At 70.2% G+C, this 24,465-nt stretch carries 22 protein-coding genes; 9 read left to right on the top strand and 13 right to left on the bottom strand.

Annotation, left to right across the window (positions count from 1 at the left end; all coding sequences use genetic code 11):
• Positions 1 to 10: 10 nt before the first annotated feature.
• The 4 genes from ABEA30_RS05190 to ABEA30_RS05205 form a co-directional block, all read right to left on the bottom strand.
• Positions 11 to 1,339 carry a leucine-rich repeat domain-containing protein gene (locus ABEA30_RS05190; protein WP_345579985.1) on the bottom strand — a complete coding sequence of 443 codons (1,329 nt, stop codon included), beginning with the start codon at positions 1,337 to 1,339 and terminating at the stop codon, positions 11 to 13.
• A 19-nt stretch (positions 1,340 to 1,358) separates the two neighbouring features.
• On the bottom strand, positions 1,359 to 2,228 hold the full coding sequence (locus tag ABEA30_RS05195; protein WP_345579988.1) for a hypothetical protein: 870 nt from the start codon (positions 2,226 to 2,228) through the stop codon (positions 1,359 to 1,361).
• A 67-nt stretch (positions 2,229 to 2,295) separates the two neighbouring features.
• Complete coding sequence (locus tag ABEA30_RS05200) at positions 2,296 to 4,233, bottom strand: ABC1 kinase family protein (protein WP_345579991.1); 1,938 nt, start codon at positions 4,231 to 4,233, stop codon at positions 2,296 to 2,298.
• A 20-nt stretch (positions 4,234 to 4,253) separates the two neighbouring features.
• A complete protein-coding gene (locus tag ABEA30_RS05205; protein WP_345579994.1) occupies positions 4,254 to 5,111 on the bottom strand; it encodes a glycoside hydrolase 64/thaumatin family protein in 858 nt (285 codons plus the stop codon).
• 113 nt (positions 5,112 to 5,224) lie between these two features.
• On the opposite strand from ABEA30_RS05205, the gene udp reads away from it, so the two are divergent.
• From udp to ABEA30_RS05220, 3 genes are all read left to right on the top strand, one after another.
• Positions 5,225 to 5,998: a uridine phosphorylase gene (udp, locus tag ABEA30_RS05210; RefSeq protein ID WP_345579997.1), complete on the top strand. Its 774-nt coding sequence runs from the start codon at positions 5,225 to 5,227 to the stop codon at positions 5,996 to 5,998.
• Between the two features lie 77 nt (positions 5,999 to 6,075).
• On the top strand, positions 6,076 to 7,857 hold the full coding sequence (locus ABEA30_RS05215; RefSeq protein WP_345580000.1) for an AMP-dependent synthetase/ligase: 1,782 nt from the start codon (positions 6,076 to 6,078) through the stop codon (positions 7,855 to 7,857).
• Between the two features lie 45 nt (positions 7,858 to 7,902).
• Positions 7,903 to 9,246, top strand: coding sequence for a dihydrolipoyl dehydrogenase family protein (locus tag ABEA30_RS05220; RefSeq protein WP_345580003.1), 1,344 nt, complete (start codon positions 7,903 to 7,905; stop codon positions 9,244 to 9,246).
• A 1-nt stretch (position 9,247) separates the two neighbouring features.
• On the opposite strand, the gene ABEA30_RS05225 is transcribed toward ABEA30_RS05220, so the two are convergent.
• The 7 genes from ABEA30_RS05225 to ABEA30_RS05255 all read right to left on the bottom strand — a co-directional run bounded on the left by ABEA30_RS05225 (position 9,248) and on the right by ABEA30_RS05255 (position 15,557).
• Positions 9,248 to 10,078, bottom strand: coding sequence for a CPBP family glutamic-type intramembrane protease (locus ABEA30_RS05225; RefSeq protein WP_345580006.1), 831 nt, complete (start codon positions 10,076 to 10,078; stop codon positions 9,248 to 9,250).
• A gap of 22 nt (positions 10,079 to 10,100) precedes the next feature.
• Positions 10,101 to 10,871 (bottom strand): ABC transporter ATP-binding protein, encoded by a 771-nt coding sequence (locus tag ABEA30_RS05230; RefSeq protein WP_345580009.1) that lies wholly within the window; start codon positions 10,869 to 10,871, stop codon positions 10,101 to 10,103.
• The gene (locus ABEA30_RS05235; protein WP_345580012.1) at positions 10,868 to 11,665 is read right to left on the bottom strand and encodes an ABC transporter ATP-binding protein; all 798 of its coding nucleotides are present in this window, start codon (positions 11,663 to 11,665) and stop codon (positions 10,868 to 10,870) included. The genes ABEA30_RS05230 and ABEA30_RS05235 overlap by 4 nt, the downstream gene beginning before the upstream one ends.
• The gene (locus tag ABEA30_RS05240) at positions 11,662 to 12,531 is read right to left on the bottom strand and encodes an ABC transporter permease (protein WP_345580015.1); all 870 of its coding nucleotides are present in this window, start codon (positions 12,529 to 12,531) and stop codon (positions 11,662 to 11,664) included. Before ABEA30_RS05240 ends, ABEA30_RS05235 begins: the two co-directional genes overlap by 4 nt.
• A complete protein-coding gene (locus tag ABEA30_RS05245) occupies positions 12,528 to 13,493 on the bottom strand; it encodes an ABC transporter permease (protein WP_345580018.1) in 966 nt (321 codons plus the stop codon). The genes ABEA30_RS05240 and ABEA30_RS05245 overlap by 4 nt, the downstream gene beginning before the upstream one ends.
• Before the next feature lie 45 nt (positions 13,494 to 13,538).
• Positions 13,539 to 15,044: an ABC transporter substrate-binding protein gene (locus ABEA30_RS05250; RefSeq protein ID WP_345580021.1), complete on the bottom strand. Its 1,506-nt coding sequence runs from the start codon at positions 15,042 to 15,044 to the stop codon at positions 13,539 to 13,541.
• Positions 15,045 to 15,119: 75 nt separating this feature from the next.
• Positions 15,120 to 15,557 (bottom strand): OsmC family protein, encoded by a 438-nt coding sequence (locus ABEA30_RS05255; RefSeq protein WP_345580024.1) that lies wholly within the window; start codon positions 15,555 to 15,557, stop codon positions 15,120 to 15,122.
• Between the two features lie 205 nt (positions 15,558 to 15,762).
• On the opposite strand from ABEA30_RS05255, the gene ABEA30_RS05260 reads away from it, so the two are divergent.
• The 3 genes from ABEA30_RS05260 to ABEA30_RS05270 all read left to right on the top strand — a co-directional run bounded on the left by ABEA30_RS05260 (position 15,763) and on the right by ABEA30_RS05270 (position 18,717).
• Positions 15,763 to 16,839 carry a branched-chain amino acid aminotransferase gene (locus ABEA30_RS05260; RefSeq protein ID WP_345580027.1) on the top strand — a complete coding sequence of 359 codons (1,077 nt, stop codon included), beginning with the start codon at positions 15,763 to 15,765 and terminating at the stop codon, positions 16,837 to 16,839.
• 61 nt (positions 16,840 to 16,900) lie between these two features.
• Positions 16,901 to 18,085 (top strand): zinc-dependent alcohol dehydrogenase, encoded by a 1,185-nt coding sequence (locus ABEA30_RS05265; RefSeq protein ID WP_345580030.1) that lies wholly within the window; start codon positions 16,901 to 16,903, stop codon positions 18,083 to 18,085.
• A 125-nt stretch (positions 18,086 to 18,210) separates the two neighbouring features.
• Positions 18,211 to 18,717 carry a hypothetical protein gene (locus ABEA30_RS05270; RefSeq protein ID WP_345580033.1) on the top strand — a complete coding sequence of 169 codons (507 nt, stop codon included), beginning with the start codon at positions 18,211 to 18,213 and terminating at the stop codon, positions 18,715 to 18,717.
• A gap of 7 nt (positions 18,718 to 18,724) precedes the next feature.
• Here the strand turns inward: ABEA30_RS05270 and ABEA30_RS05275 are convergent, their stop codons facing one another.
• Together ABEA30_RS05275 and ABEA30_RS05280 are read right to left on the bottom strand one after the other, a co-directional pair.
• Positions 18,725 to 20,284: an MFS transporter gene (locus ABEA30_RS05275; protein WP_345580036.1), complete on the bottom strand. Its 1,560-nt coding sequence runs from the start codon at positions 20,282 to 20,284 to the stop codon at positions 18,725 to 18,727.
• Positions 20,285 to 20,289: 5 nt separating this feature from the next.
• The gene (locus ABEA30_RS05280) at positions 20,290 to 21,519 is read right to left on the bottom strand and encodes an amidohydrolase (protein ID WP_345580039.1); all 1,230 of its coding nucleotides are present in this window, start codon (positions 21,517 to 21,519) and stop codon (positions 20,290 to 20,292) included.
• Between the two features lie 148 nt (positions 21,520 to 21,667).
• On the opposite strand from ABEA30_RS05280, the gene ABEA30_RS05285 reads away from it, so the two are divergent.
• From ABEA30_RS05285 to mshB, 3 genes are read left to right on the top strand one after another with little or no spacing between them, the layout of a single operon-like run.
• A complete protein-coding gene (locus ABEA30_RS05285) occupies positions 21,668 to 22,822 on the top strand; it encodes an LLM class flavin-dependent oxidoreductase (protein WP_345580042.1) in 1,155 nt (384 codons plus the stop codon).
• 56 nt (positions 22,823 to 22,878) lie between these two features.
• Positions 22,879 to 23,472: a CE1759 family FMN reductase gene (locus ABEA30_RS05290; RefSeq protein WP_345580045.1), complete on the top strand. Its 594-nt coding sequence runs from the start codon at positions 22,879 to 22,881 to the stop codon at positions 23,470 to 23,472.
• A 20-nt stretch (positions 23,473 to 23,492) separates the two neighbouring features.
• Positions 23,493 to 24,413 carry an N-acetyl-1-D-myo-inositol-2-amino-2-deoxy-alpha-D-glucopyranoside deacetylase gene (mshB, locus tag ABEA30_RS05295; RefSeq protein WP_345580048.1) on the top strand — a complete coding sequence of 307 codons (921 nt, stop codon included), beginning with the start codon at positions 23,493 to 23,495 and terminating at the stop codon, positions 24,411 to 24,413.
• The last annotated feature ends 52 nt before the right edge of the window (positions 24,414 to 24,465 follow it).

Here is a 24,465-nt window from a genome sequence, read left to right on the forward strand (position 1 = left end):
CGCGGCGACATCACCACGGCGGCGTGTAGCCGTCCGAGGGCGCGAACCAGAAGATCTGGAGGCCGCCCGCGTCGAACTTGGGCTTCAGCACCGTCCAGTTCGTCACGCTGTTGTCGAAAGCGAAGATCAGCCGCAGCTTCGGCACGCTGACAAGCGGCGACACGTCGGTCACCGGGGTGGAGTCGAAGAACACCTCCCGCAGCGTCGGGTGGCCCGCCACCGGCGCGAGGCTCGCCAGCTTCGACCCCTCCACGGCAAGGGTGGTGAGCCTGGGCAGCTTCGCCAGCGACGGCAGCGCGGCCACCCCGGTCCCCTTCAGCGAGATCGTCTCCAGGCCGGTGGCCGTGGCCAGGGCGGACACGTCGGTCAGCCTGGGGGAGCCGTCGCCGGTGAAGACGCGCAGGTTGGGGCCGCCGACGGCCGCGCCCAGCGACGTGAGCGTGGCCGATTCGACGGTGAACACGTCCAACGGGGCCACCCGCGTGAGCGGGGAGAAGTCGGTGACGGCTGTGGCGCGCAGCGTCAGGTGGGCCAGTCCGGTGAGCCCGGCCAGGGGACGCAGGTCGCGCAGTTGCGCGTTGTCGTGCAGCGTCAGCTGGTAGAGCTTGCCGAGCCCGCTGATCGGCGTGAGGTCGGTGTAGGAGCCCGAGAGGTGCAGGTTGGTGAGGTTCACCGCGTGCTCGAGGCCGGTGAGGTCGTCGGCCTCGCACCTGAGGAAGTGCAGCCCGGCCAACGTGGCGGGCGTGGCCGGGGCGCCCTGGAGGGTCTCGGTGACGCAGGCGCGGAGCCGGTCGTCGGGGATGGTGACCGGCGAGGTGAGGTCCGGCATGGTGCCTGGCGTGAAGCGCACGATGTTGTTGAACACCCAGAGGGAGGAGACGAGGTACTGGTCGCTGCTGGCCTGGTGGTGGGCGACTGAGACCTTGGCGTAGGAGCGGCAGCCGTTGCGGCCCGTGGCGGCCGTGTTGCACTCGGTGATCCACTGCCGGCCGTCGGGGGCCGTCCAGCTGCCCGGCACGGCGAGCGGGTTGCCCTTCCAGATGGCCCAGGAGGACGGCTGGTAGGTCAGGTTGTTGAAGGCCCAGTCGGTCTTCTGGCTGAACCGCGCCGTCGCGGCGTCATACGAGATGACGGTGGCCCTGATCTCCGTGCGGCACCGCACCGTCGCCGAGTAGGGCTCGCAGGTGGTGCGCCAGTCGCGGCCGTTGACGTGGTGGGAGCCGGGGGTCGAGTAGACGTCGACCTCCGCCCTCGCGGCCGGCGCGCCGACGATGGATGAGGCAGCGATGAGGGCTGCGGTGGCCGCTGCAATGAGGCTGCGCCGCACTGTCCGGATCATGTGGGTCTCCTTGCGCGGCTCAGTTCGAGAAGAGCACCTGGTTGTTGAAGACCCACTTGGCCTCCTGGACGTACCTGCTGGGGGTGGCGCTGATCACGGTGGCGAGGATGTAGCTGCGGCAGGCGCCGCGGCCGGTGGCGGCGGTGTCACACTCGGTGCGCCACCGGCGGCCGTCCTCGCCGTCGGCGACCCAGCCCGCGTTGGTGTTGCCCAGCGGGTTGCCCTTCCACAGCGCCCGGTCCGACCAGCGGTAGGTCAAGGAGTTGAACGCCCAGCCGTCGGTCTTGACGTACCTGCCGCCCTCGAGCAGCACGACGGTGGCCCAGATCTCGGTGCGGCAGCGCGCCGTCGCGGAGTAGGGCTCGCAGCTGGTGCGCCACTGCCGGCCGTTGACCGTGCGGGTGCCCGGCACGGTGTAGACCTCCATCATCGGCCTGAACAGCGGCGGGGTGTTGACGACTGCCGCGTCGCTCCAGACGCCGAACAACTCGGCGGTCACCCCTGGGGCGAACTGCCAGTACACGAACGACGGGCTGGCGTCGGCCCACCGGAACGCACCCGGGCCGAGGCTCGGCACCGGCCTGGGGTCGAAGGGATAGGGCGCTTCCTCGGGCCAGTTCGCGGCGATGTCGGCCTGGGCCTCGGCCGGCGTGGCGTAGTCGGTCAGTTCGAACAGCACCGTCGCCGTGCCGCCCGCGTAGTAGGTGCAGGTCTCCGGCGTGGCGGCCATGGTGGTGACGGGGACGCCCGAGGCGGCCTTGACGGCGGCCACCGAGGGGCAGGAGACCCGGCGCACAGGGGCGACCGTGTCGGCCTGGGCGGGCAGGGCGAGCCCCGCGGCCAGGAGGGCCGCGACGGCGAGCGTGGTGAGTGTGGTGCGGAGCTTCATCGGTGTCACCTTCCTCGAGGAGATGCAGGTAGCACGCGGTGGTCCACGGTCCTGGTTGACATGGATGTCAGTGTTCTCGGAAGAAGATGCTGGCCAGCACCCGCGCGCCGAGCGTGAACGCGAGGAACAGCAGCGTCACGCCGAGGAACGGCCACAGCGCCAGCTGGGGCAGCAGCATGGGGCCACCGTCGCGGGTGAGGAGGTACAGCCCACCGATGCCCAGCGCGCTGCCGAGCAGCGTCAGGTTCAGCTGGCCGCCGATGCCGGCCAGGTAGGCGCGGTCCACCGGATGCCCGAGGGTGCGGACGTTGACGGCGAGCGTGCCGTCCTCGAGCTGCTCGGTGATCCGCGAGATGCGACGCGGCAGCCTGGCCAGGATCGGCAGCAGGGTGGCGAGCTGGTGGTCGACCTGCTGCTTGATGGCGTCGCGCCCGGTGAGTTCCCTCGCCACCTCGGCACCGCGGGCCTTCGCGGTCCGCATGAGGTCGATGTCGGGGTCCAGGAGGCGCAGGGTGCCGTCGAGCGTGCCGAGGGTGCGGAACACCGCAGCGAGTTGGGGCGGTACGCGGAAGCCGTGCCGGACGACGAGGTCCAGCAGCGCGGTGAACATGGCGGCGGATCCGCCTGGGGCGAGGCCGTCGCCGTAGCGGACGATGAGGCCGCCCACCTCGCGTTCCAAGTCGCGGTCGTCGAGGTCGTCCGGCCGGTCCATCAGGTCCAGCAGTGCGTCTGTCGCGGCGATGGAGTCCTGCCGTTCGACTGCGAAGAGCAGCATCACCAGCGCCGACCTCGTGGGGCGGTCGAGGCGCCCGACGGAGCCGAAGTCGAGCAGCGCGAGCTCGCCGTCGTCGGTGAGGACGACGTTGCCCGGGTGCAGGTCGGCGTGGAAGACGCCGGTGACGAAGATCTGCCGCAGGACGCCGGAGAGGAGCTCCTCTGCCAGCTCGGCACGACGATGGGGCGCGAGCGCGTCCACGTCCGCGGCCGACAGCGGCTGGCCGTGGAGGCGCTCCATGACGATCACCCGCTCGCCCGAGAACTGGTCGTAGACTTGCGGCACCTTGAGGCTGCTGGCGGCCGCCACGCCGCGCATGTTGGCCACCTCCACCCTGTAGTCGAGCTCTTCGTGGAGTGACGCGGCGAATCCGTCGCTGAGCCCAACCGCGCCGATCTGGCGGCCCCACACCGTCGTCTTCTCCAGGCGGTGGGCCATGCGGTCGAGGATGTCGAGGTCTGCGGTGACCTGCCGGCGGGCGCGCGGCCGCTGCACCTTGACGACGACGTCCGTCCCGTCGACGAGCCTGGCAGTGTGGATCTGGGCGACGGAGGCGGCCGCGAGCGGGGTCTCGTCGAGCTCGGCGAACACCTCCTCGAGCGGCCGGCCGAGTTCGTCGTCGATGACGGGGCGCACCGCGGCCCACGGTTCGGCCTCCACCTGGCTGTGCAGCTTCGACAGTTCGCGGACGAAGGCCGGCGGCAGGAGGTCGGCGCGGGTCGACAGCATCTGGCCGAACTTCACGAACGTCACGCCCGCGTCGGTGAGGGCCCGGCGCAGCGAGCGGGCCACCCGCGGCGACTCCACGTCGCCCTTCGACGCCGGCCCCAGGTAGGCGCTCAGGCCGCGGCGCGTCACGATCCACCAGATGGCGACGTAGCGGCGCACCCGGCGCAGCGCGGCGGGGATGCCGGTGACGAACTGGGTGAAGCTGGGCACGTTGCGGGTGGGGATGAACACCTCGAGCAGCGTCAGGACGATCAACTCGAACGTGATGAGGCAGCCCACGCTGACCACGAGCAGCAGCGTCAGCGGGAGCGGCTCGGTGTCCTGGTCGAGGCCGTAGTGCGCCATCACCGCGTCGAGGCTCTCGTACGTCACCGCGAACACCGCCGCGCTGACCAGGGCGGCACGGCCCCAGCCCACGGGGACCCCGAGGAGTCGCCGGGCGACGTAGATGAGGATCAGAACATTGACCAGGGCGCCGATGGCACCGCCGAGAGCGTCCACGACGCGAGCCTATCCCGGGGTCAGCTGAACAGGACCTGGTTGTTGAACACCCAGCCGGTGGTGGTGACCAGCTGCCCGTCCGGCCCCACCTCGACGGTGGGTTGGCGCAGCCAGGTGCGGCACGCGCCGCGCCCCGTGACGGCGGTGTCGCATTCGGTGCGCCACACGCGGCCGTCGGCGCGCCACGTGCCGTCGGTGGCCAGGGGGTTGTCGGCCCAGAGCGCGCGCTTGGACCACAGGTAGGTCAGCGAGTTGAACGTCCAGCCGGCCTGACGGCGGAACGAGTTCCCGTCGGGCACGACGGTGTGGGCCCAGATCTCGGTGCGGCAGCGGGTGGTCTCGGAGTAGGGCTCGCACGTGGTGCGCCAGAGCCTGCCGCCGACGGTGCGCTCGCCCGGCACGGTGTAGACCTCCATCTGCGGGCGGAACAGCTGCGCGGTGGCCACGGCCCTGGCGTGGTCGTCGACGCCGCTCAGCGTGCCCACTGCGCCGGGGCTGACCTCCCAGTAGATGTTGGCCGGGCCGGCCGACTCCCACGAGAACGCGTCGGCGCCCAGCGCCTCGGCGGCGCGGACGGTGGCGTCCTTCCAGGCCTCGACCCGCGCGCGGGCGGCCGTGAGGGTGGCGTCCTTGGTGTAGGTGAACTCCACCCGCTGGCGCAGCGACTGCGCCGAGGCGCTCTCGTACCAGCAGGACGTGCGGGTGGCGGTGAGCGACGTCAGGTCGTAGCCGGAGGCGGCCGAGACCTGCTCGGCAGTGGGGCACGAGATGCGGCGCATGGGCGTCACGGGGGCCGCGCCCTCGTCGGCGTGGGCGACGGCGGGTGCGGCGAGCGTCAGGGCGGCGGCGACTGCCAACGCCTTGCGCAGCACGTACATCGCTTCCTCCTGCCCCCCACCGCGTGTGGCATCGGCCCAACAGACACACTCTAAACCCAGCATGGGCCGGGCGGGAACGGGTAGCTTGGCTGGCATTCAGTGAAGGAGAATCCATGGCCTACTCAGAGGGTTACGAGTACCACATCCACCTCAAGCAGGGCGACATCGGCCGCTACGTCTTCCTGCCGGGCGACCCCGGCCGCTGCGAGGTCATCGCACAGCACTTCGACAACCCGCGGTTCGTCGCGTCGCACCGCGAACACACCACGTGGGCGGGCGAACTCGACGGCGTGCCCGTCGCAGTGACCTCCACCGGCATGGGCGGCCCGTCGACCGCGATCGCGGTGGAGGAACTGATCCACGTCGGCGCCGACACCTTCATGCGGGTGGGCACCTCCGGAGCCATGCAGCCGGAGACGCAGCCCGGCGACGTCGCCGTGATCAACGCCGCCATCCGCGACGAGGGCACGGGCCTGCACTACCTGCCGGTGGAGTTCCCCGCCGTCGCCCACCAGGACCTCATCACCGGCCTGACCGAGGCGGCCCGCGACATGGGCAAGCGCTACCACGTGGGCGTCTCGCAGTCGAAGGACTCGTTCTACGGCCAGCACTCGCCGGATTCGATGCCGGTGGCGGCGCGGCTGAAGGAGCGGTGGGACGCGTGGGTGGCCGGCGGCTGCCTGGTCTCCGAGATGGAGTGCGCCACGCTGTTCCTGGTCGCCGCGACGCGCCGCGTCCGCGCCGGCGGCGTGATGATGATCATGGGCCACCACGACTTCCAGCCCATGACGGAGGAGGAGAAGGACGCCTCGCAGATCGGCAACCTCATCCCCACCGCCATCGAGGGCATGCGCCGCGTGATCGCGGCGGACAAGGCCCGCGCCTGAGGCGTCCGGCGGCGTGACGGCGCTCGCACCGCCCGCCGCCGGTTACCCTTGGGTACGCCCAACGAAGGGGGAACCCCATGAGCAACCACGTCGTCGAGCGAGTGCGCCGGGTCATCGACGAACACGGCCACCGCACCGCCACCCGGATCCGTGAGGGCGAGGGCTGGCGCACCCAGACCTACGCCGAGTTCGGTGAGCAGGTCCGACGGGTGGGCCAGGGCCTGCTGGACCTTGGCGTCGAGCCCGGTGGGCGCGTCGGCATCTTCCAGGGCAACAGGCCCGAGTGGTCGGAGATCGACCTGGGCGCCGGCACCGTGCGGGCCGTGCCCGTGCCGCTGTACGCCACGTCCACCCCCGAGCAGATCGAGCACATCGCTGCCGACTCGGGGCTGACGGTGATGTTCGTCGGCAACAAGTCTGAGGCCGAGCGGGTGCTCGAGGTGTTCGACGCGCTCCCGGCGCTGCAGCACGTGGTGATCGTCAAGCCCTACGGCGGCATGCCCGCGCCGCTGCGCAGCTACGCCGACTTCCTGGCCGAGCCCACCCCCGCCGTCGAGGAGCGCTTCGAGGCGGCCACCGGCGACGACCTGGCGTCGATCATCTACACCTCCGGCACCACCGGCAGCCCCAAGGGCGTGATGCTGCAGCACAAGGCGTTCGTGATGCAGTCGGACGCGCTGGACCAGTTCTTCGACATCAGCGCCGACGACGAGTCGCTGTGCTTCCTGCCGCTGTCCCACGCGCTGGAACGGGCGTGGACGTACGTGGTGCTGATGCACGGCTGCATGAACACCTACGTCGAGAACGCGCGGACGGTGGCCGAGCAGATGGTGCTGGCCGAGCCGTCGATGATGGTGTCGGTGCCCAAGCTGTACGAGACGGTCTACACCACGGCGCACCAGAAGGCGGCGGCGTCGCCGCTGAAGCGACGCATCTTCGCGTGGGCGCTGAAGATCGGCCGGCACAACCAGTACGCCTTCCGCGCGGGCCGCACCCCCAGCGCCGCGCTGCGGGCGAAGCTGAGGGTCGCCGACAAACTGGTGCTCAGCAGCGTCCGGGCCGCGCTCGGCGGGTCGAAGAAGATCCTGGCGTGTGGTGGCGCGCCGCTGCGGCCGGAGATCGAGGAGTTCTTCGCCTCCGTCGGCCTGCCCATCCTGCAGGGCTACGGCCTGACGGAGGCCTCGCCGCTGGTGTCGTTCAACGCACCCGACGACTTCAAGGAGAACACCGTCGGCAAGGTGCTGCCGGGCGGCGAACTGCGCATCGGGGAGTTCGGCGAGATCCTGTACAAGGGCCCCAACGTGATGCTCGGCTACTGGAACAACCAGGAGGCCACGGACGAGCTGATCAAGGACGGCTGGCTGCACACCGGCGACGTCGGCTACGTCGACACCGACGGCTTCCTGATCATCACCGACAGGCTCAAGGACATCATCGTCACGCTCGGCGGCAAGAACGTGGCGCCGCAGCCCATCGAGGGGCTGATCCTGGCGGACCCGCTGTTCGAACACGCCGTGCTGCTGGGCGACAACCGCCCGTTCGTGACGCTGCTGGTCAAGCCGTCGCTGCCCGCCGTCGAGGAACTCGCCAAGCGGTTCTCCTGGCCGGGCGAGATGAAGGACTGGGTGAACTCCAGCGAACTGCTCGACGAGCTGCGCCGCCGCGTCGACGAACTCACCGCGAGGCTCCCCTCACAGGAGCGGCCGAAGGAGACCACCGTGCTGGACGAGGAGTTCACGATGGACAACGGCCTGTTGACGCCCACGCTGAAGGTGCGCCGGCGCGAGGTGGAGAAGCGCTTCCGGCACCTCGTCGACGAGATGTACGCCCGCCTCGAGAAGGCCCGCCGGGGCGACTGACCGGCGGCGCAGTATCGTGTGGGCCCCGACGACACAGGAGGCGCCATGACCAGCACACTGCCCGCAGACCTCGTGGTGATCGGCTGGGGCAAGGGCGGCAAGACGCTCGCGGCGAAGGCGGCCGCGGCGGGCCGTCGCGTGGTCATGGTCGAGCGCGACGAGGCCATGGTCGGGGGCGCCTGCATCAACGTGGCGTGCATCCCCACCAAGGCCCTGGTCCACTCGGCGGCCGAACGCCGGCCGGAGGACGACCCCGAGACCTACCTCGCCGAGTCCCTGCGCCGGCGCGACTCGCTCGTGGAGCAGCTCAACGCCGCCAACCGGGCAATGCTCGAGGGCAACGCCCACGTCACCGTCGTGATGGGCGAGGCCGAGTTCGTCGGGCCGCGGCGGGTCTCCGTCGGGGCCGGCGGTGAGCGGCTGGAGATCGACGCCGCCGCCGTCGTCATCAACACCGGCTCCGCGCCGCGGCCGGGCGGGGTGCCCGGCGCCGACCTCCCGCACGTGCACGACTCCATCTCCATCCAGCGGATCGACCACCTGCCCGGCCGCCTCGTGGTGGTCGGGGCGGGCGCCGTCGGCTTGGAGTTCGCCGAGATGTTCGCCGGGTTCGGCAGCGACGTGACGCTGCTCAGCCGCGGCGCCGCCCTCGCGGGGGAGGACGACGACGTGCGGGCCTCCGTCCTGTCGGCGCTGGCCGATTCGGGTATCACCGTGGTGGACGGCGTGGAGGTCACCGAGGTCACGGCCGCCACCGTCGAGACCACCGGGGGCAGCTTCGAGGCCGACACGGTGCTGTTCGCGATCGGCCGGGTGCCGGCGGTGCCTGCCGGGCTCGAGGCGGCGGGGGTCGACGTCGACGAGCGCGGCTTCATCGTCGTCGACGATTCGCTGCGCACCAGCGCGGAGAACGTGTGGGCCGTGGGCGACGTCAACGGCGGGCCCCAGTTCACCTACATCTCCCTCGACGACTACCGCATCGTCGGCTCGCAACTCCTGGGTGACGGTGGGCGCAGCCGGACCGACCGCCTCGCGGTGCCCACCACGACGTTCGTCACGCCGCCGCTGTCGAGCGTCGGCCTCACGGAACGGCAGGCGCGCGAACGGGGGCTCAACGTGAGGGTCGCCGCCAAGCCGGTGGCCAGGTTGGCGATGGTGCCCCGGCCCAAGACGCTGGGGGAGACGCGCGGCATCGCCAAGGTCGTCGTCGACGCCGACACCGACCAGGTGCTGGGCTTCGCGCACCACGGCGTCGACTCGCAGGAGGTGGTCAACCTGGTGGCGCTGGCGATGCGCACGGGGATCACGGCCAGCGAGCTGCGCGACGGGATCTGGGTGCACCTCTCGTCCACGGAGCTGCTCAACGAACTGTTGGCCGCGCTGGCGTGAGTCACCAGAGGTAGAAGAAGATCTGCAGCTGCGGGTAGCGCACGTGCACGATCGACAGGAACACCACCACGTCGAACAGCAGGTGCACCACCAGCACGTACAGCAGGGACCGCGTCTTGGAGTACAGGTAGGCCTGCAGCAGCGCGAACGGCGTGGTGAGCAGCGGGCCCCATTCCCGGTAGCCCAGTTCCCACAGGAACGAGACGAAGATCACCGCCGTGAGCGCGTTGGCGAACCAGAACGAGAAGTGGCGGCGCAGCAGCACGAAGATGGTGATGATGAAGAAGAACTCGTCCCAGGAGCCGACGAAGTTCACGCCGACGAAGAAGCGCGCCACCTCCGTCCAGTCCGCCAGTGCGGGCCAGTTGCGGTAGGCGCCGGAGCGGACGAAGTAGGTGGGCAGCAGCACCCAGCCGATCACCGGCACCGCGACGAGGTAGGCCCACATCCACCTGTTCCAGCGGCCTGAGAGCCAGTGGAAGCGGATGGTGTGGTCGCCGTAGCCGAACCGGTTGAGCAGGTACGGCACCGCGACGGCGAGCGTCAGCACCGTGCCCATGAGCGCGACGTTGCCCCAGCTGACGTCGGCGCGCACCGAGATGGTCGACACGATGATGAGCCCGACGGCGACCAGCAGGAGGTCGCGCAGGAGCACGCGGTCGAGCCACGCGGCGAGCGCGATGCCCGCAGCCATGGCGAGGTAGCCGAGGGGGCGCGCCTCGAGTGCGAAGAGGAAGAACGCGGACAGGGAGACCAGGGCGGCCGGGACCAGCGAGACGCTCCAGCCGGGCCTGCGCCCGCCGTCGGGGATGTCAGTGGTGCCTTCTGTCACGCCGACAACCTACCGAGCTTGCTCACGGTTCGACGCCGAGCCGCGGGATCGCGGCGATGAGCCCCTGCGTGTAGGGCTCCCTCGGTGCGCTGAGCACGTCGAGCGTGGGGCCTGACTCGACGGCGCGCCCACCCTGCAACACGAGCACGTCGTCGCACAGCGCGGCGACGACGCTGACGTCGTGCGACACCATCACGATGCTCAACCCCCGCTCGCGGCGCAGCCGGTCCAGCAGTTCGATGACCTCGATGCGCGTGGTCACGTCCAGGGCGCTGACGGGTTCGTCGGCGATCAGGACGGCGGGATCGGTCACCAGCGCCCGGGCGATCGCGATGCGCTGCCGCTGACCGCCGGAGAACTCGTGTGGGTAGCGCCCCAGCGCCTCCGCGTCGAGGCCCACCTCCGCGAGCGACTCCGCCACCCGCGCCCGACGGCGGGCCCCGTCGAGCTCCACCCCCAGCGACACCAGCGGCTCGGCCACGATCCGGTCCACCCGCATCCGGGGGTCCAGCGACGCGTACGGGTCCTGGAACACCGGCTGCACGGCCCGGCGCAGGCGGCGCGCCTGGCCGGAGTTGCGCCGCAGCAGTGGCTCGCCGTCGAACAGCACCTGCCCCTCCGACGGCGTGGTCAGCGCCAACAGCAGCCGGAGCGCCGTGGTCTTCCCCGAGCCGGATTCGCCGACGATGCCCAGGCTGCGGCCCTTCTCGACGGCGAGGCTGACGCCGTCGAGTGCCGCCTCGGTGGCCCCGCGGTAGCGGTACGTCGCGCCCTCCAGCGCCAGCACGCTCATGCGATCCTCCCCGTCGTCAGGGCACGGTCCAGCGCGAGTGCGCTGCCCACCAGCCGCTGCGTGTACGCCTCGCGGGGCCGGCTGATCAGCGCGCCCACGGCGCCCTCCTCGACGACCTGCCCGCGGCGCATCACCAGCGCCCGGTCCACCGTCTGCGACACGACGGCGAGGTCGTGCGAGACGAACAGCAGCCCCATGTCGTGCTCCTCGACCACCCGCTGGAGCAGCGCGAGGATGCCCGCCTGCACCGTGACGTCGAGCGCGGTGGTGGGCTCGTCGGCCAGCAGCACCTTCGGCCGGCACGCCAGCGCCGCCGCGATCGCCACCCGCTGCCGCTGCCCACCGGACAGCTCGTGCGGGAACGCGCGCAGCACCCGCTCCGTCGACGGCAGCGACACCTCCTCGAGGCCCTGCCGGACGGCGGCCTCCAGCTCGGAGCCGCGCAGGCCCCGGTGGCGGCGCAGCGGCTCCGCGAGGAACGCCCCCACCCGCGTCAACGGGTCGAGCGCCGTCGACGGGTCCTGGAACACCATCGCCACCTTGCCCCCGCGCACCGCCTGCAGGGCCCGCTCGGACGCGCCGACGACCTCCTGCCCGTCCACCCGGATCGAGCCCTCGGCCCGCAGCCCACGGGGCAGCAGGCCCATGACGGAGAAGATGCTGAGCGACTTGCCGGAGCCGGATTCGCCGATGATCCCGACGCGCTCGCCGCTGTCGACGGCGAACGACACGCCGTCGACCACCCTGCGGCCGCCGGCCACCACCGCCAGGTCCTTCACTTCGACGTGGCTCATCCGCGCTCCCTCCGGGTGGGGTCGAGGCGCTCACGCAGCCCGTCGGCCAGGAAGTTCGCGCCCAGCACGATCAGCACGATGACCACGCCCGGCGCGATGGCGCCCCACGGCGCCGTGTTCACCGTCGACTGCGCCTCCTGCAGCAGTCGGCCCAGCGACGAGTTCGGTGGCGGCACGCCCAGGCCCAGGTAGGACAGCGACGCCTCCGCCAGCACCGCCGCGCCGAAGATCAGCGCGGCCGCCACCACCAGCGTGGGCCACATGTTCGGCAGCAGGTGCGAGCGGATGACGCCCAGCCAACTGGTGCCGGACGTGCGGGCGGCCGTGACGAACTGCGTGCCGAGCAGCCGCTTGGCGAGGATCCGCGTGAGGCGGGCGACGATCGCCGAGGCCGCCAGGCCGATCGACACGACGGCGGAGCCGAGGCTCGCGCCCTGTGCGGCGCCGATCAACATGGCGAGCAGCAGGGTGGGGAACGCGATCAGTACGTCGAGCAGCGACGACTGCACGTCGTCGAGCCAGCCGCGCGAGAACGCCGCGACGAGCCCGATGGCCGTGCCGACGACCATGGCGATGGCCGCGCTGCCCAGGCCCACCGTCAACGCGATGCGGGTGCCGGCCATGATGAAGCTGAACGTGTCGCGGCCGAGCCTGTCGGTGCCCATCCAGTGCTCGGCGCCGGGGGCCTCGAGTCGCCCGCCCGAGGTGTCGGCCAGGTCGAACGGCAGCCACACCAACGACAGCGCGCCCAACGCGACGGCGAACAACAGGAACGCGGCGCCCACCACGAGCGTGAGCGGGAGTCGGGTGCGACGGCGGGCCGGCGTCGTGTCGACGGCGCCGGGCAGCTCCACGGGGGCGCTCACGCGTCGGCCCCCGAGAGCGAGACGCGCAGGCGCGGGTCGACGATGCGTTGCACCACGTCGGCGAGGAAGCCGATCAGCAGCACGAAGAGCGTGGTCACCAGCAGGACGCCCTGGATGCTGGGGTAGTCGTGTTCGGCGATGGCCTTGGTCAGCATGGAGCCCAGGCCCGGCAGGTTGAACACGGCCTCGACGACGACGGCGCCCAGCAGCGTGGACGCCAGCTCGATGCCGAGGATGGAGATGACCGGCACCGACGCGTTGCGCAGCCCGTGCCGCAGGAACGCCTCGCCCGGGCCGGCGCCGAGCGCGCGGGCGTTGCGGAGGTGGTCGGCGTCGAGCACGTCGAGGACCGCGGAGCGCACGTAGCGGGTCAGTGAGGCGCTCATCACCACGACGATGGTGACCACGGGCAGCGTCAGGGACACCAGCGCGGCCCCCGGGTCCTCCCAGTCGGTGCGCGGGAACCCGCCCGACGGCAGCAGCCGCAGTTCGAGCGCCAGGAGCCACACCAGCAGGATGCCGATCCAGAACACCGGCACCGCGATGCCCACCTGCGCCACGCCCGACAGCGCGACGCCCAGCCGGGTATCGGCCTTCACCGCGGCGAGGTAGCCCACCAGCGCGGCCACCACCACCGACAGGACGAAGGCGATGAGGGTCAGGGGCAGGGTCACCACGAGCCGCTGCCCGATCTCCGGCAGCACGGCGGCACCGGAGATGAAGGACTTGCCCAGGTCGAGGCGGGCCACGTCGGCCAGCCAGGAGGTGAGCTGCTCCCACAGCGGCAGGTTGGAGCCCACCTGCTCCTGCGCGGCCCGGATCTGTTCGGGGGTGGCGTCGACGGAGAGCAGCGCGTTGGCGGGGTCGCCCGGCAACAACCGCAGCAGGACGAAGATCAGCAGCATCGCGAGCACGAAGCTGAGCAGCAGGAACCCGAGCCGGCGCACCAGGTAACTGGTCACGTGCCTGCTCGGGTTTCTCGCTGGGTCATCCGGAAAGGTTAGCGGTTAGCCCTTGGTGATGTCGTAGACGAAGAACTGCGAGTTGAGCCCGTTGACGGGGAACCCGGCGATGTCCTTGTGTGCCACGACGATCTGCGGGAAGAGGTACAGCCAGTTGCTGGCGGCCTCGTCGGCGATGATCCGGTTGGCCTCCTTCAGCTTCTCGGCCTGGGCCTCGGGGGAGTCGGCCTGTTCGGCCTCGGCCACCAGTCGCTGCACGTCGGCGTTGTCGTAGCCCCAGTAGAAGTCGGGGTTGGCGTACCAGACGACGTCGCGGTCGTTGACGTGCTCCTGCAGCGTGGCCTCGAACGCGCGCTCCTTGAACACGTTGGAGTACCACTCGTCGGCGGTGATGGTCTTGATGTTGACGGTCACGCCCACCTTGGCCAGTTCGGACTTGAGGAATTCGGCGACCTGCGGGTGCGGGTCGTAGTTCGGGGTCTGCAGCTCGAACGCGAAGCCGTCGGCCAGGCCGGCCTCGGCCAGCAGTTCCTTCGACAGGTCGGGGTCGTACGGGTTGAGGTCCGTCAGGTCCTCGTACCACGGGTCCGTGGGCGGAACCATGGAGCCGATGAGCGTGCCGCGGCCGTCCCAGATGGCGTCGAGCAGCTTCTGGCGGTCGACGGCGGAGTAGATGGCCTTGCGGACCTTGGCGTCGTTGAACGGCTCCACGCGGTCGTTGAACGCGAGCAGTTCCTTCACCGTCGAGGTGCCCTCGGAGATCTGGAAGTCCTCGTTGTCCTCGAACGGCACCAGCGAATCGGGGCTCTGGATGGTGGTGACCAGGTCCAGCTGGCCGGTCAGCAGGGCGTTGCCGAGCGCGCTGGCGTCGGTGAAGTAGTTGAAGGTGACGCGGCCGTTCTTCGCCTTGTCGCCCCAGTAGTCGTCGTTGCGCACGAGGCTGAGCGAGCTGCCGCGCTTCCACTCGTCGAGCGTGTAGGGCCCGGTGCCGTCGGTCTCGGTCAGCGGGTCACCGAGCTCGGGGTTGACGATCCACACGTAGGCCATGAGGTACGGGAACGAGATGGTCTTCGAGCTGAGCTGGAACGCCACCGTCCTGTCATCGGTGGCCTCCACCGATTCGACGACGGCGAAGCTGGACTTGCGCGCTGCCTGCGAGTCCTCGGCCACGACGGCCTCGAAGCTGGCCTTGACGTCGTCTGCCGTCACGTCGCGCCCGGAGTGGAACTTGACGCCGTCGCGCAGGGTGAAGGTGTAGGTGAGGCCGTCGTCGCTGACCTCGTAGTCCTCCGCGAGGAGGTTGCTGGTCGACCCGTCGTCCTCGAGCTTGATGAGCGCCTCGTAGACGTTGCCGCCGAGCGCCTCCGTGACGCCCTGGCCGCCGCCGCCCGTGTTGCTCAGGTTGCCGGGCTCGTAGATCGAACCGATCTCGATCTGCGCCTCCGGGTCAGCGCCCACCGCGCCGGGTTCGGCGTCGTTGTCGGAGCCGCAGGCGGTCAGCATCATCCCCACGGCTGCTACGGCGGCGACTGCTTTCCACAATGTCTTCATGACTGGCTCCTGATGTTCATCCGAGGGTGGCCGGGCGGCCGTCCTCGCCCCCTTCCAACCGAAGGGGAAGCGGTTTCATTCCCGGTTGGCGGGCACCATTTCGACGGGCGTTCCGATGGCCACCGTGCGCGAGACGGTGCAGAGGAAGTCGCGGGCCCTGGCGATGGACTGGTCGAGGATGCGACGGGCGCGGTCGCCGTCCTCACCCTCGGGGAAGCGGACGTCGAACGTGACGCGGATGTCCTCCAGGCGGTTGCCGGTCGCGTCCTTGACGCTGGTGCCCGCGGCCTCGACGGCGAAGACCTCCGGCACGGCGCGTCGGGTGGTCAGCATGTCGACGTCGATGGACCCGCAGGCCGCGATGGCCGCCAGGAGCAGCTCGACCGGGGTGAAGAGCTCGTCGCCGCCCGTGCCGATGGCGATCTCGCCGCCGCGCTCGTTGGTGGCGCGGAAGTCGGTGGACGAGACACGGTGCACGTCGACGGCGCGGGGGCTCTTGATCTGTTCGGTCATGGCGCCAGCGTAGGCCGTGGGGGCGTACGACGGCGACCCCCCGTCGTCGGGGGCGGCCGGGGCGTGGCGTGGCGCCGAGACCCGGCGCCCGTCAGCACAGAGCACCTGCAACGTCCACGCGGCATGGCGGCCGCCCACCCCAAGGCCGAGTTTCATGGGTGGACCTCAGCGTGGCGCGACGCCGGGCGGGGATACCATCACATCCATGGCCCAGTTCTCGATCAACCGCACCACGACGCCCACAGCCGACGCAGCCCGCAAGGCCGCGCTCGCAGACCCCGGGTTCGGGCGGTACTACGTAGACCACATGGCAGTGGTCGACTACATCGGGGGCGACGGCTGGCAGGAGCCCCGGATCGTCCCGACGACCGAGTGGGCGCTGCACCCGGCCTCCGCCGTGCTGCACTACGGCCAGGAGATCTTCGAAGGCATGAAGGCCTACCGCCACGACGACAACTCGATCTGGCTCTTCCGCCCCGAGCGCAACGCCGCCCGCTTCGTGAACTCCGCCCGCCGCATGGGCATGGCCGTCCTGCCGGAGGACATCTTCCTCGCGTCCGTCGAGGAACTGGTCAAGCTCGAGCACGAATGGGTGCCGGTCAGCGAGAACGAGCAGAGCCTGTACCTGCGCCCGTTCATGATCGCGTCCGAGCCCTACCTCGGCGTCCGCGAGGCCAACACCTACCGCTACGCCGTCATCGCCACGCCCGCCGGCCCGTACTACTCGGAGCCGGTGAAGCTCTGGATCACGCCCAACTACACGCGCGCCGCCCCCGGCGGCACCGGCACCGCCAAGTGCGGCGGCAACTACGCCGCCAGCCTCATCGCCACCGAGGAGGCCTACGCCAACGGCTGCGGCCAGGTGCTGTGGCTCGACGGCGCGGAGCGCAAGTGGGTCGAGGAGTGCGGCACCATGAACATCATGTTCGTGACCGCCGACGGCGAACTGCTCACCCCGCAGCTCGGCACCATCCTCCCCGGCGTCACCCGCGAATCCATCCTCAAGCTGGCTGCCGACCACGACCTCAAGCCCGTCGAGCGGATGATCTCCATCGACGAGGTGCTCGACGGCGTGGGCAACGGCCAGATCGCAGAGGTGTTCGCCTGTGGCACCGCCGCCGTCGTGACGCCCATCACCGGCTTCAACTCGCCGGATCGCGGCCCGCAGGAAGTGGGCGACGGCACCCCGGGCCGCAAGACCCGCGAGATCCGCCAGCACCTCGTCGACATCCAGTACGGCCGGGCAGAGGACAAGCACGGCTGGATGCGCCGCGTCCTCTGACGCCCACCCGCACCACCCTCTCAGGGGTGCCGCAGCGGCGCCCTGAATGTGAGGCTGGAACATGTTTGCAGTCACCTGGCAGGGCATCGAGGACATCCGCACGGTCGAGGTGGATGAGCCCCGGATCACCGAACCGACCGACGCCATCGTGCGCGTCACCTCCACCGCCATCTGCGGCTCCGACCTGCACCTCTACTCCGTCTTCGCCCCATTCCTCAGGAAGGGCGACATCCTGGGCCACGAGTTCATGGGCATCGTCGAGGAGGTGGGCAGCGGCGTGCAGGGGCTGGCCGTCGGCGACCGCGTCGTCGTGCCCTTCAACATCTCCTGCGGCCACTGCTGGATGTGCTCGCGCGGCCTGTTCGCGCAGTGCGAGACCACGCAGGTGCGCAACGAGAGGCGCGGCGCAGCGCTGTTCGGGTACACCTCCCTCTACGGCTCGGTGCCCGGCGGGCAGGCTGAGCTGGTGCGCGTCCCGCACGCCGACTTCGGCCCCGTCCGCCTCCCGGAAGGGCTTCCCGACGAGCGCTTCCTCTACCTCAGCGACATCCTGCCCACCGCCTGGCAGGCCGCGAGGTTCGCGGAGGTCAAGGAGGGCGACACCGTCGCGGTGCTGGGCCTCGGCCCGCTCGGGCAGCTCGCCGTGCGCTCCGCGCTGCGCCAGGGCGCGGCGCGCGTCATCGGCGTCGACCGCGTCGACGAACGCCTCCGCCTGGCAGAGGAATGGGGTGCCGCCACCGTCGACCACCGTGACGCCGACGACGTGGCCGAGGCGCTGCGCAGCCTGACGGAGGGCCGCGGACCCGACGCGGTGATCGACGCCGTCGGGATGGAGGCGCACGGCAACCCGGTGGCCGAGAAGGTCATCGCGGGCGCGGCCCGCATGCCCAAGCCGCTCGGCCGCGAGATGTTCCGCCACGCGGGCATCGACCGCCTCGACGCCGTGCACACCGCCGTCGACGCCGTGCGCCGCGGGGGAGTGGTTTCGCTGGTGGGCGTCTACGGCGGCATGGTCGACCCCATGCCGATGAGCACCATGTTCGACAAGGGCCTCACGGTGCGCATGGGGCAGTGCCACGTGCGGCGGTGGACCGATGAACTGCTGTCGCTGGCGTTGGAGGACGGCGACATCATGGGCCTCGAGACCCTGGCCACGCACCGCGTCCCGCTGTCCGAGGCCGCCGACGCCTACAAGATGTTCCAGGCCAAGTCCGACGCTTGCGTCAAGGTGGTCCTGCAACCCTGAGCCCCGGTCCAACCAGCCCCAACAGGGGCCGCCCCACCATTGGGCCTGATTCCTACGAAGCGTAGTATTGTTCGCACACCAGCCGGGACACACCCGGCGGCAATCCCCCGAAGGGGGTGGCCCTCATGTCAGTTGAGATGGTGCACTCGAGGCTCGGGCAAGCAGCGATGGTTGTCGGAGGCCTGGTGCTGGCGATGATCGTCGCCATGTTCTTCATCCCGTCCACGGAGACCCGGGCATGGGTCTTCACGGTGATGTTCGGCGTCCTGACGCTCGGCCTTGCCCTGCTCGCCGTCGACGACCTGCGGCGCCGGCACGACAAAGTCGCCTTCAAGCCCCAGACGAAGCTGGGGTGGTGGGCGATCTGGCTGAGCATCACAGGCATCGCCGCGATGGTCCTGTCGGCCGCCTACGTCGCGATCCTCAGGGTTGGCGAGGTCGGCGCGACGGGCCTGTTCCTCCCGATGTTCGTGTTCACGGCAACCGGGTTCCTGCTGATGGTGGCGGCCGGCGTGCTGTCGCTCATCGCCTGGTTCCGCAGCGACGAGCGGTCCTGGGTGGTCCTCCTCCCGCTGCTGCCCGCGCTGTTCGCCGTCTACTTCGTGATCGGCGAATTCACGTTCCCGCACTGACGCCCGGCTAGTGCTGGGCGTGCACCTTGCCCACGCCGTGACAGGTGGGACATTCGATGAGGGTGGCCTCCTCGTCGGGCGTGGGCTGGGGGCGCGGTGAGATGCGGCCGTCGCTCTTGGGGATGGTCATCACGATGGACAGGATGGCCAACAGCAGGAACACCAGCGACACGCCGATGGCCACCATGGCGGCCAGCCGCAGCGACTCGTTGTCGGAGCGGCCCTCCATGACGATGAGGTCGGGCACGCGCGTGCCCATGAGGCCGTAGTACACCGCCAGTGACACCGCGGTGCCGATGGCCCCGCCGAGCGTCGATGCCATCTTGTAGATGCCCGAGCCGGAGCCGGCCTGCACGGCGGGCAGGTTGGTGAGCGCCGCGTCGGTCGACGGCGTGGCGTAGAACGCGAGGCCGAGGCCGAAGAGGCAGTAGGCGATGATCGCCAGGATGGCGTACTGGCCGATGAGCACGTGCGTGGCCATCAGCATCAGGCAGGCGACGATGCTGATCAGTGAGCCCCAGATCATCGGCTTGCGGGCGCCGAACCGCTGCAGCAGTTTCTCGCCGACGCGGATGAACGCGATGATGAAGATGCCGTAGCCCAGCGACAACAGGCCGGCGTCGAACGCGGTGTACGGGCTGCCGTCGGGTTTCTCGCCGGCCATCTGGATGACCTGCTGCGAGATGATCAGCATGCCGATGGTGCCGTTGACCAGGAAGTTGGAGATCGTGGCACCGGTGAAGGTGGTGTTGCGGAACAGCGTGAAGTCGATGAAGGGGTTGTCCTGCCTGCGTTCCCACACGACGAACGCGACGTAGGCGACGACGGCGACCACCGCCAGCAGGAGCGTCAGCCAACTCGTCCATCCCAGCTGCGAGCCGTACAGCAGCACGATCATCAGGCCCAGCGTGCCGACGATGAACAGCACCAGGCCCACCACGTCGAAGCGGGTGCGTTGCGTGACGACCTTGTTCTCCGGCGTGCCCATGATCATCACGAACGCGACGGCGGAGATGAGCACCGACGCGATGAAGATGCCGCGCCACCCCACGAACTGGACGACGGTGCCGCCGAAGATCGCGGCCAGCCCGGAGCCGCCCCACGAGCCGATCGACCACATCGACACGGCGCGCTGGCGGCCCTTCCCGTCCCAGTACGCCTTCACCAGTGCCATCGATGCCGGCATGATCGCCGCCGCTCCGAGGCCCTGGATCGCCCGGCCCACGAGGAGCAGCGGCAGCGCGGCGGCGCCGGAGGCGAACACCAGCAGCAGCGAGCCCACCGCGTTGAGCACCACGCCGGCCAGCGTGATCCGCACGCGGCCCATCTTGTCGGCGAGCCCGCCGAACAGCACCATGAACAGGCCGGAGAACAGGCCCGTCAGCGACACCGCCAGGTTGAGCGACGAGGCGTCGATGTGGTCTCCGGTGGAGTTGATGTCGGCCATCATGTCGGGTGCGACGGTGCCGGCGGTGCCGGCGAACAACCAGAACGTGACCACCGCGAGCACGATGCCCCAGAGCAGCTTCTCAGTGCCGAGCTGCTTCGTCGTTGGCGTGTCGGACATGGCCCTCACTCCTTTCCGAGCCACGACAGCGCGGCGACGACGGCCGCCTCGCTGCCGGTTGTCAGGGTGGGCTGCATCGCGGGTGCGAAGCCCGGGTTGTGGTTGGGGAACACCGGTTGGTCCGGCAGGAAGCCGCCGATGCCCCAGTAGGTGTACGGCACGCCGAATGCGGTCGGCAGCACGCTGAAATCCTCCGACGCGGGCACGGGGTCGAGGTCGGCGACCCGGTCGGCGCCGAAGTGGGCCACGAACGCCTCGTGCACCCGGCTGGTGACTTCGGGGTCGTTGTCGGTGAGCGGGTACTGGTCGTAGGGGCCGAACTCGGGCTCCCTGGGTGACCCACTGGCCTCGCACTCGGCGCGCACGATGCGTTCGATGGCTGCCAGGAGGTGGTCGCGCACGTCGTCGTCGTAGGCGCGGATGTTGATCAGCAGGACGGCGTGATCGGGGATGATGTTCGACTTGGTGCCCGCCTGGAGGCTGCCGACGGTCACCACCGCCATCGTGAAGGGGTCCACCTCGCGCGCCACGATGCCCTGCAGGCGCAGCACGATGGAGGCCGCCAGCACCACCGGGTCGATGCCGAGGTGCGGCATGGCCCCGTGCGAGCCCTTGCCGTGGACGGTCACCCTGATCGAGGCGCCGGTCGACAGCATGGCGCCCTGGCGGGTGCCCACCTGCCCGGCCGCGGGCCTGGTGAGGACGTGTTGCCCCAGCACGACGTCGGGTGCGGGTACCTGGCCCACCAGCCCGCCGTCGACCATCGCCCGGGCGCCCTCGGCCGTCTCCTCACCGGGCTGGAAGAGCGCGACGTAGGTGCCGGCCCAGCGGTCGCGGGCCTCCGCCAGCACCCGGGCGGCGCCGATGCCGGCGGTGACGTGGACGTCGTGGCCGCAGGCGTGCATCACCGGGACGATGGTGCCCTCACGGTCCGCCATGGTCTTGGTGGAGGCGTACGGCAGGCCGGTGGCCTCCTGGACGGGGAGCGCGTCGATGTCGGCGCGGAACATGACGGTGGGTCCGTCACCGTTGGCCAGCACGCCCACCACGCCGCCGCCGATCTCCCGCGTGTCGTAGCCGTGGTCGTCGAGCCGCCGTCGGATCTCTGCGACGGTGTCGGCCTCCTGCATGGAGAGCTCCGGATTGCGGTGGAGTTGTTGGTAGAGCTCCTCGAGCTCCGAGCGGTGCTCCGACACCTTCTCGCTGACCCATTGCGTGTTCGGTCCGGTGGTCATCTGATCCCCCTTCGGGGTGTGACTGCGCCTGTGAGCGGCCTCGTCGTCCCTGTCTATCACCGCAGCGGGGACAATCACAGGATTCAGGAATAGTTGAAACATCAATTATGTTGTACAGTAGTGACAACAGCTTCCAGGAAGGCAGATCATGCAGTTCGGCATCTTCACCATCGGTGACGTCACCACCGACCCCACCACGGGCAAGACGCCCACCGAGAACGCCCGCATCAAGGCCACCGTCGAACTGGCGATGAAGGCCGAGGAGGTCGGCCTCGACGTGTTCGCCACCGGTGAGCACCACAACCCCCCGTTCATCGCGCCGGCCAACCCGCCCATCCTCATGGCGTACCTCGCCGCCAAGACCGAGAAGATCCTGCTCTCGACGGCTACCACCCTCATCACCACCAACGACCCCGTGCGCCTCGCCGAGGACTACGCCTACGCGCAGCACCTGACCGAGGGCCGCATCGACCTCATGATGGGCCGCGGCAACACGGGCCCGGTCTACCCGTGGTTCGGCAAGGACATCCGTGAGGGCATCGGCCTCGCCGTCGAGAACTACTCGCTGCTGCACGCGCTGTGGCGCGAGGAGGTCGTCAACTTCGAGGGCAAGTACCGCACCCCGCTGCACGGCTTCACGTCGACGCCGCGCCCGCTCGACGGCATCCCGCCGTTCGTCTGGCACGGTTCCATCCGCTCGCCCGAGATCGCCGAGCAGGCCGCCTACTACGGTGACGGCTTCTTCCACAACAACATCTTCTGGCCCGCGTCGCACACCCGACGGATGGTCGAGCTGTACCGTCGCCGCTACGAGCACTACGGTCACGGCACGGCCGACCAGGCGATCGTCGGCCTCGGCGGCCAGGTGTTCATGCGCAAGAACTCGCAGGACGCCATCCGTGAGTTCCGCCCCTACTTCGACAACGCCCCGGTCTACGGCGGCGGCCCGTCGCTGGAGGACTTCACGCGCGAGACGCCGCTCACCGTCGGCTCGCCGCAGCAGGTCATCGAGCGCGTGCTGAGCTTCCGCGAGTACGCCGGCGACTACCAGCGCCAGCTCTTCCTCATGGACCACGCCGGCCTGCCGCAGAAGGTCGTGCTGGAGCAGATCGACATGCTGGGCGAGGACGTGGTGCCCGTGCTGCGCAAGGAGTTCGCCAAGCTGAAGCCCGCGCACGTGCCCGACGCCCCGACGCACGCGAGCCTGCTCGCGGCCCACGGCCCCGTCGAGGAGGTGGCGCCCAGCGAGCCGCAGGTCGACCGCTGGACCGGCACCCGCGCCGAGGACGGCAACAAGCTCTGACCCGTCGTCGCCTCGGCCCCATCCAATTGCTCACGGAGACCACCCCAAGGAGAGACATGAAGAAGATCGTCGTGATTTCAGGCGGCCTCGGGTCGCCGTCGTCCACCCGAGTGCTCGGCGACGACATCGTCGCCCGGCTGCGCGAGGACCTCGCCGCCAAGGGCGAGGAGCTCGAGGTCACCGTCGCGGAGCTCCGCGAGCTGGCCCACCCCATCATGGACGCCATGCTCACCGGCTTCCCCACCGGCGACCTGGCCCGCATCACCGACGCAGTGGCCGCCGCCGACGGGCTCGTCGTGGTGAGCCCCACGTTCTCCGCGTCGATCTCGGGCCTCGTCAAGAGCTTCTTCGACATCCTCGAGATGGACACCCTCAAGGGCAAGCACATCCTCATGGCCGCCACCGGCGGCACCGAGCGCCACTCGCTGATGCTCGAGTTCGCGATGCGCCCGCTGTTCAGCTACCTCGGCGCCCTCCCGGTGCGCACCGCGATCTTCGCGGCCACCTCCGACTTCGGCGGCCCCGGCGTCGGCTCCCTCGACCGCCGCGTCCGCGCCGGTGCCCAGGAACTGGCGGACGCGCTGGCGGGCTCGCAGCGCGCGGTGGAGGCCGACGACTTCGTCGAGTTCGCCACCCTGCTGCGGAACTGAGGCTGCCTATGCTGGACGACATGCTTCCCGATCGCCGACTCCTGCTCGTCCACGCCCATCCCGACGACGAATCCAGCCAGTCCGCCGCCACCATGGCGCGCTACCTCGCAGAGGGCGCCCAGGTCACCCTCGTGACGTGCACGCTCGGCGAGCTCGGCGAGATCCTCGTGCCTGACTGGGCGCACTACTCCCCGCGGGAGCTGGGTGAGCACCGGCAGGCGGAGATCGCCGAGGCCATGGCGATCGTCGGCGTCACGGACCACGTCTTCCTCGGCGGGGCCGGCCGCTACCACGACAGCGGCATGGTGACCACGCCCGACGGCCGGGCCGGGGTGCCCGACGACATGCCGGCCAACGCGTTCTGGCGCGCCGACCTCCTCGAGGCGGCCGACCACCTCGTCGAGGTCATCCGCACCCGTCGCCCCCAGGTGGCCGTCACGTACGACCCGCACGGCAACTACGGCCACCCGGACCACATCCAGGCCCACCGCGTGCTGATGTACGCCGTCCAGTTGGCGGCGACACCCTCACACCGCCCCGACCTGGGCGCGCCGTGGCAGGTCCAGCGGGTGCTGTGGAACACGCACAACACCAGCCGGTGGGCCGAGGCCTACGCGATCGCGCGGGAGCGTGGGCTGCAGCTGTGGGAAGAGGCGGACCACGACCACGGCGACGACTCGGCCGGGCGCATGTTCGGGCCGGACCCCGACCAGATCGTCGCGGTCGTCGAACTCCAGCCCTACCTCGACATCTGCCGGCGGGCGCTGTTCACGCACCGCAGCCAGGTCAACGCCGAGGACCCGTTCTGGCAGTTCTTCTCGATCATGCAGGAACTCCCCGGCTCCGGGGAGGCCTACCTCCTGGGCGCCGGCCAACCGTTCCCCGCCGGAGACGGCCCGGCCACGGACCTGTTCGAGGGCCTCACTCCCGACGGCCGCTAGGGCCCACCAGCCGTCCCGCCGATGCCGTCGATGATGACCACCGCGATAGCGT

It is taken from the genome of Tessaracoccus lubricantis (assembly GCF_039544535.1).
Classification (GTDB): domain Bacteria; phylum Actinomycetota; class Actinomycetes; order Propionibacteriales; family Propionibacteriaceae; genus Arachnia; species Arachnia lubricantis.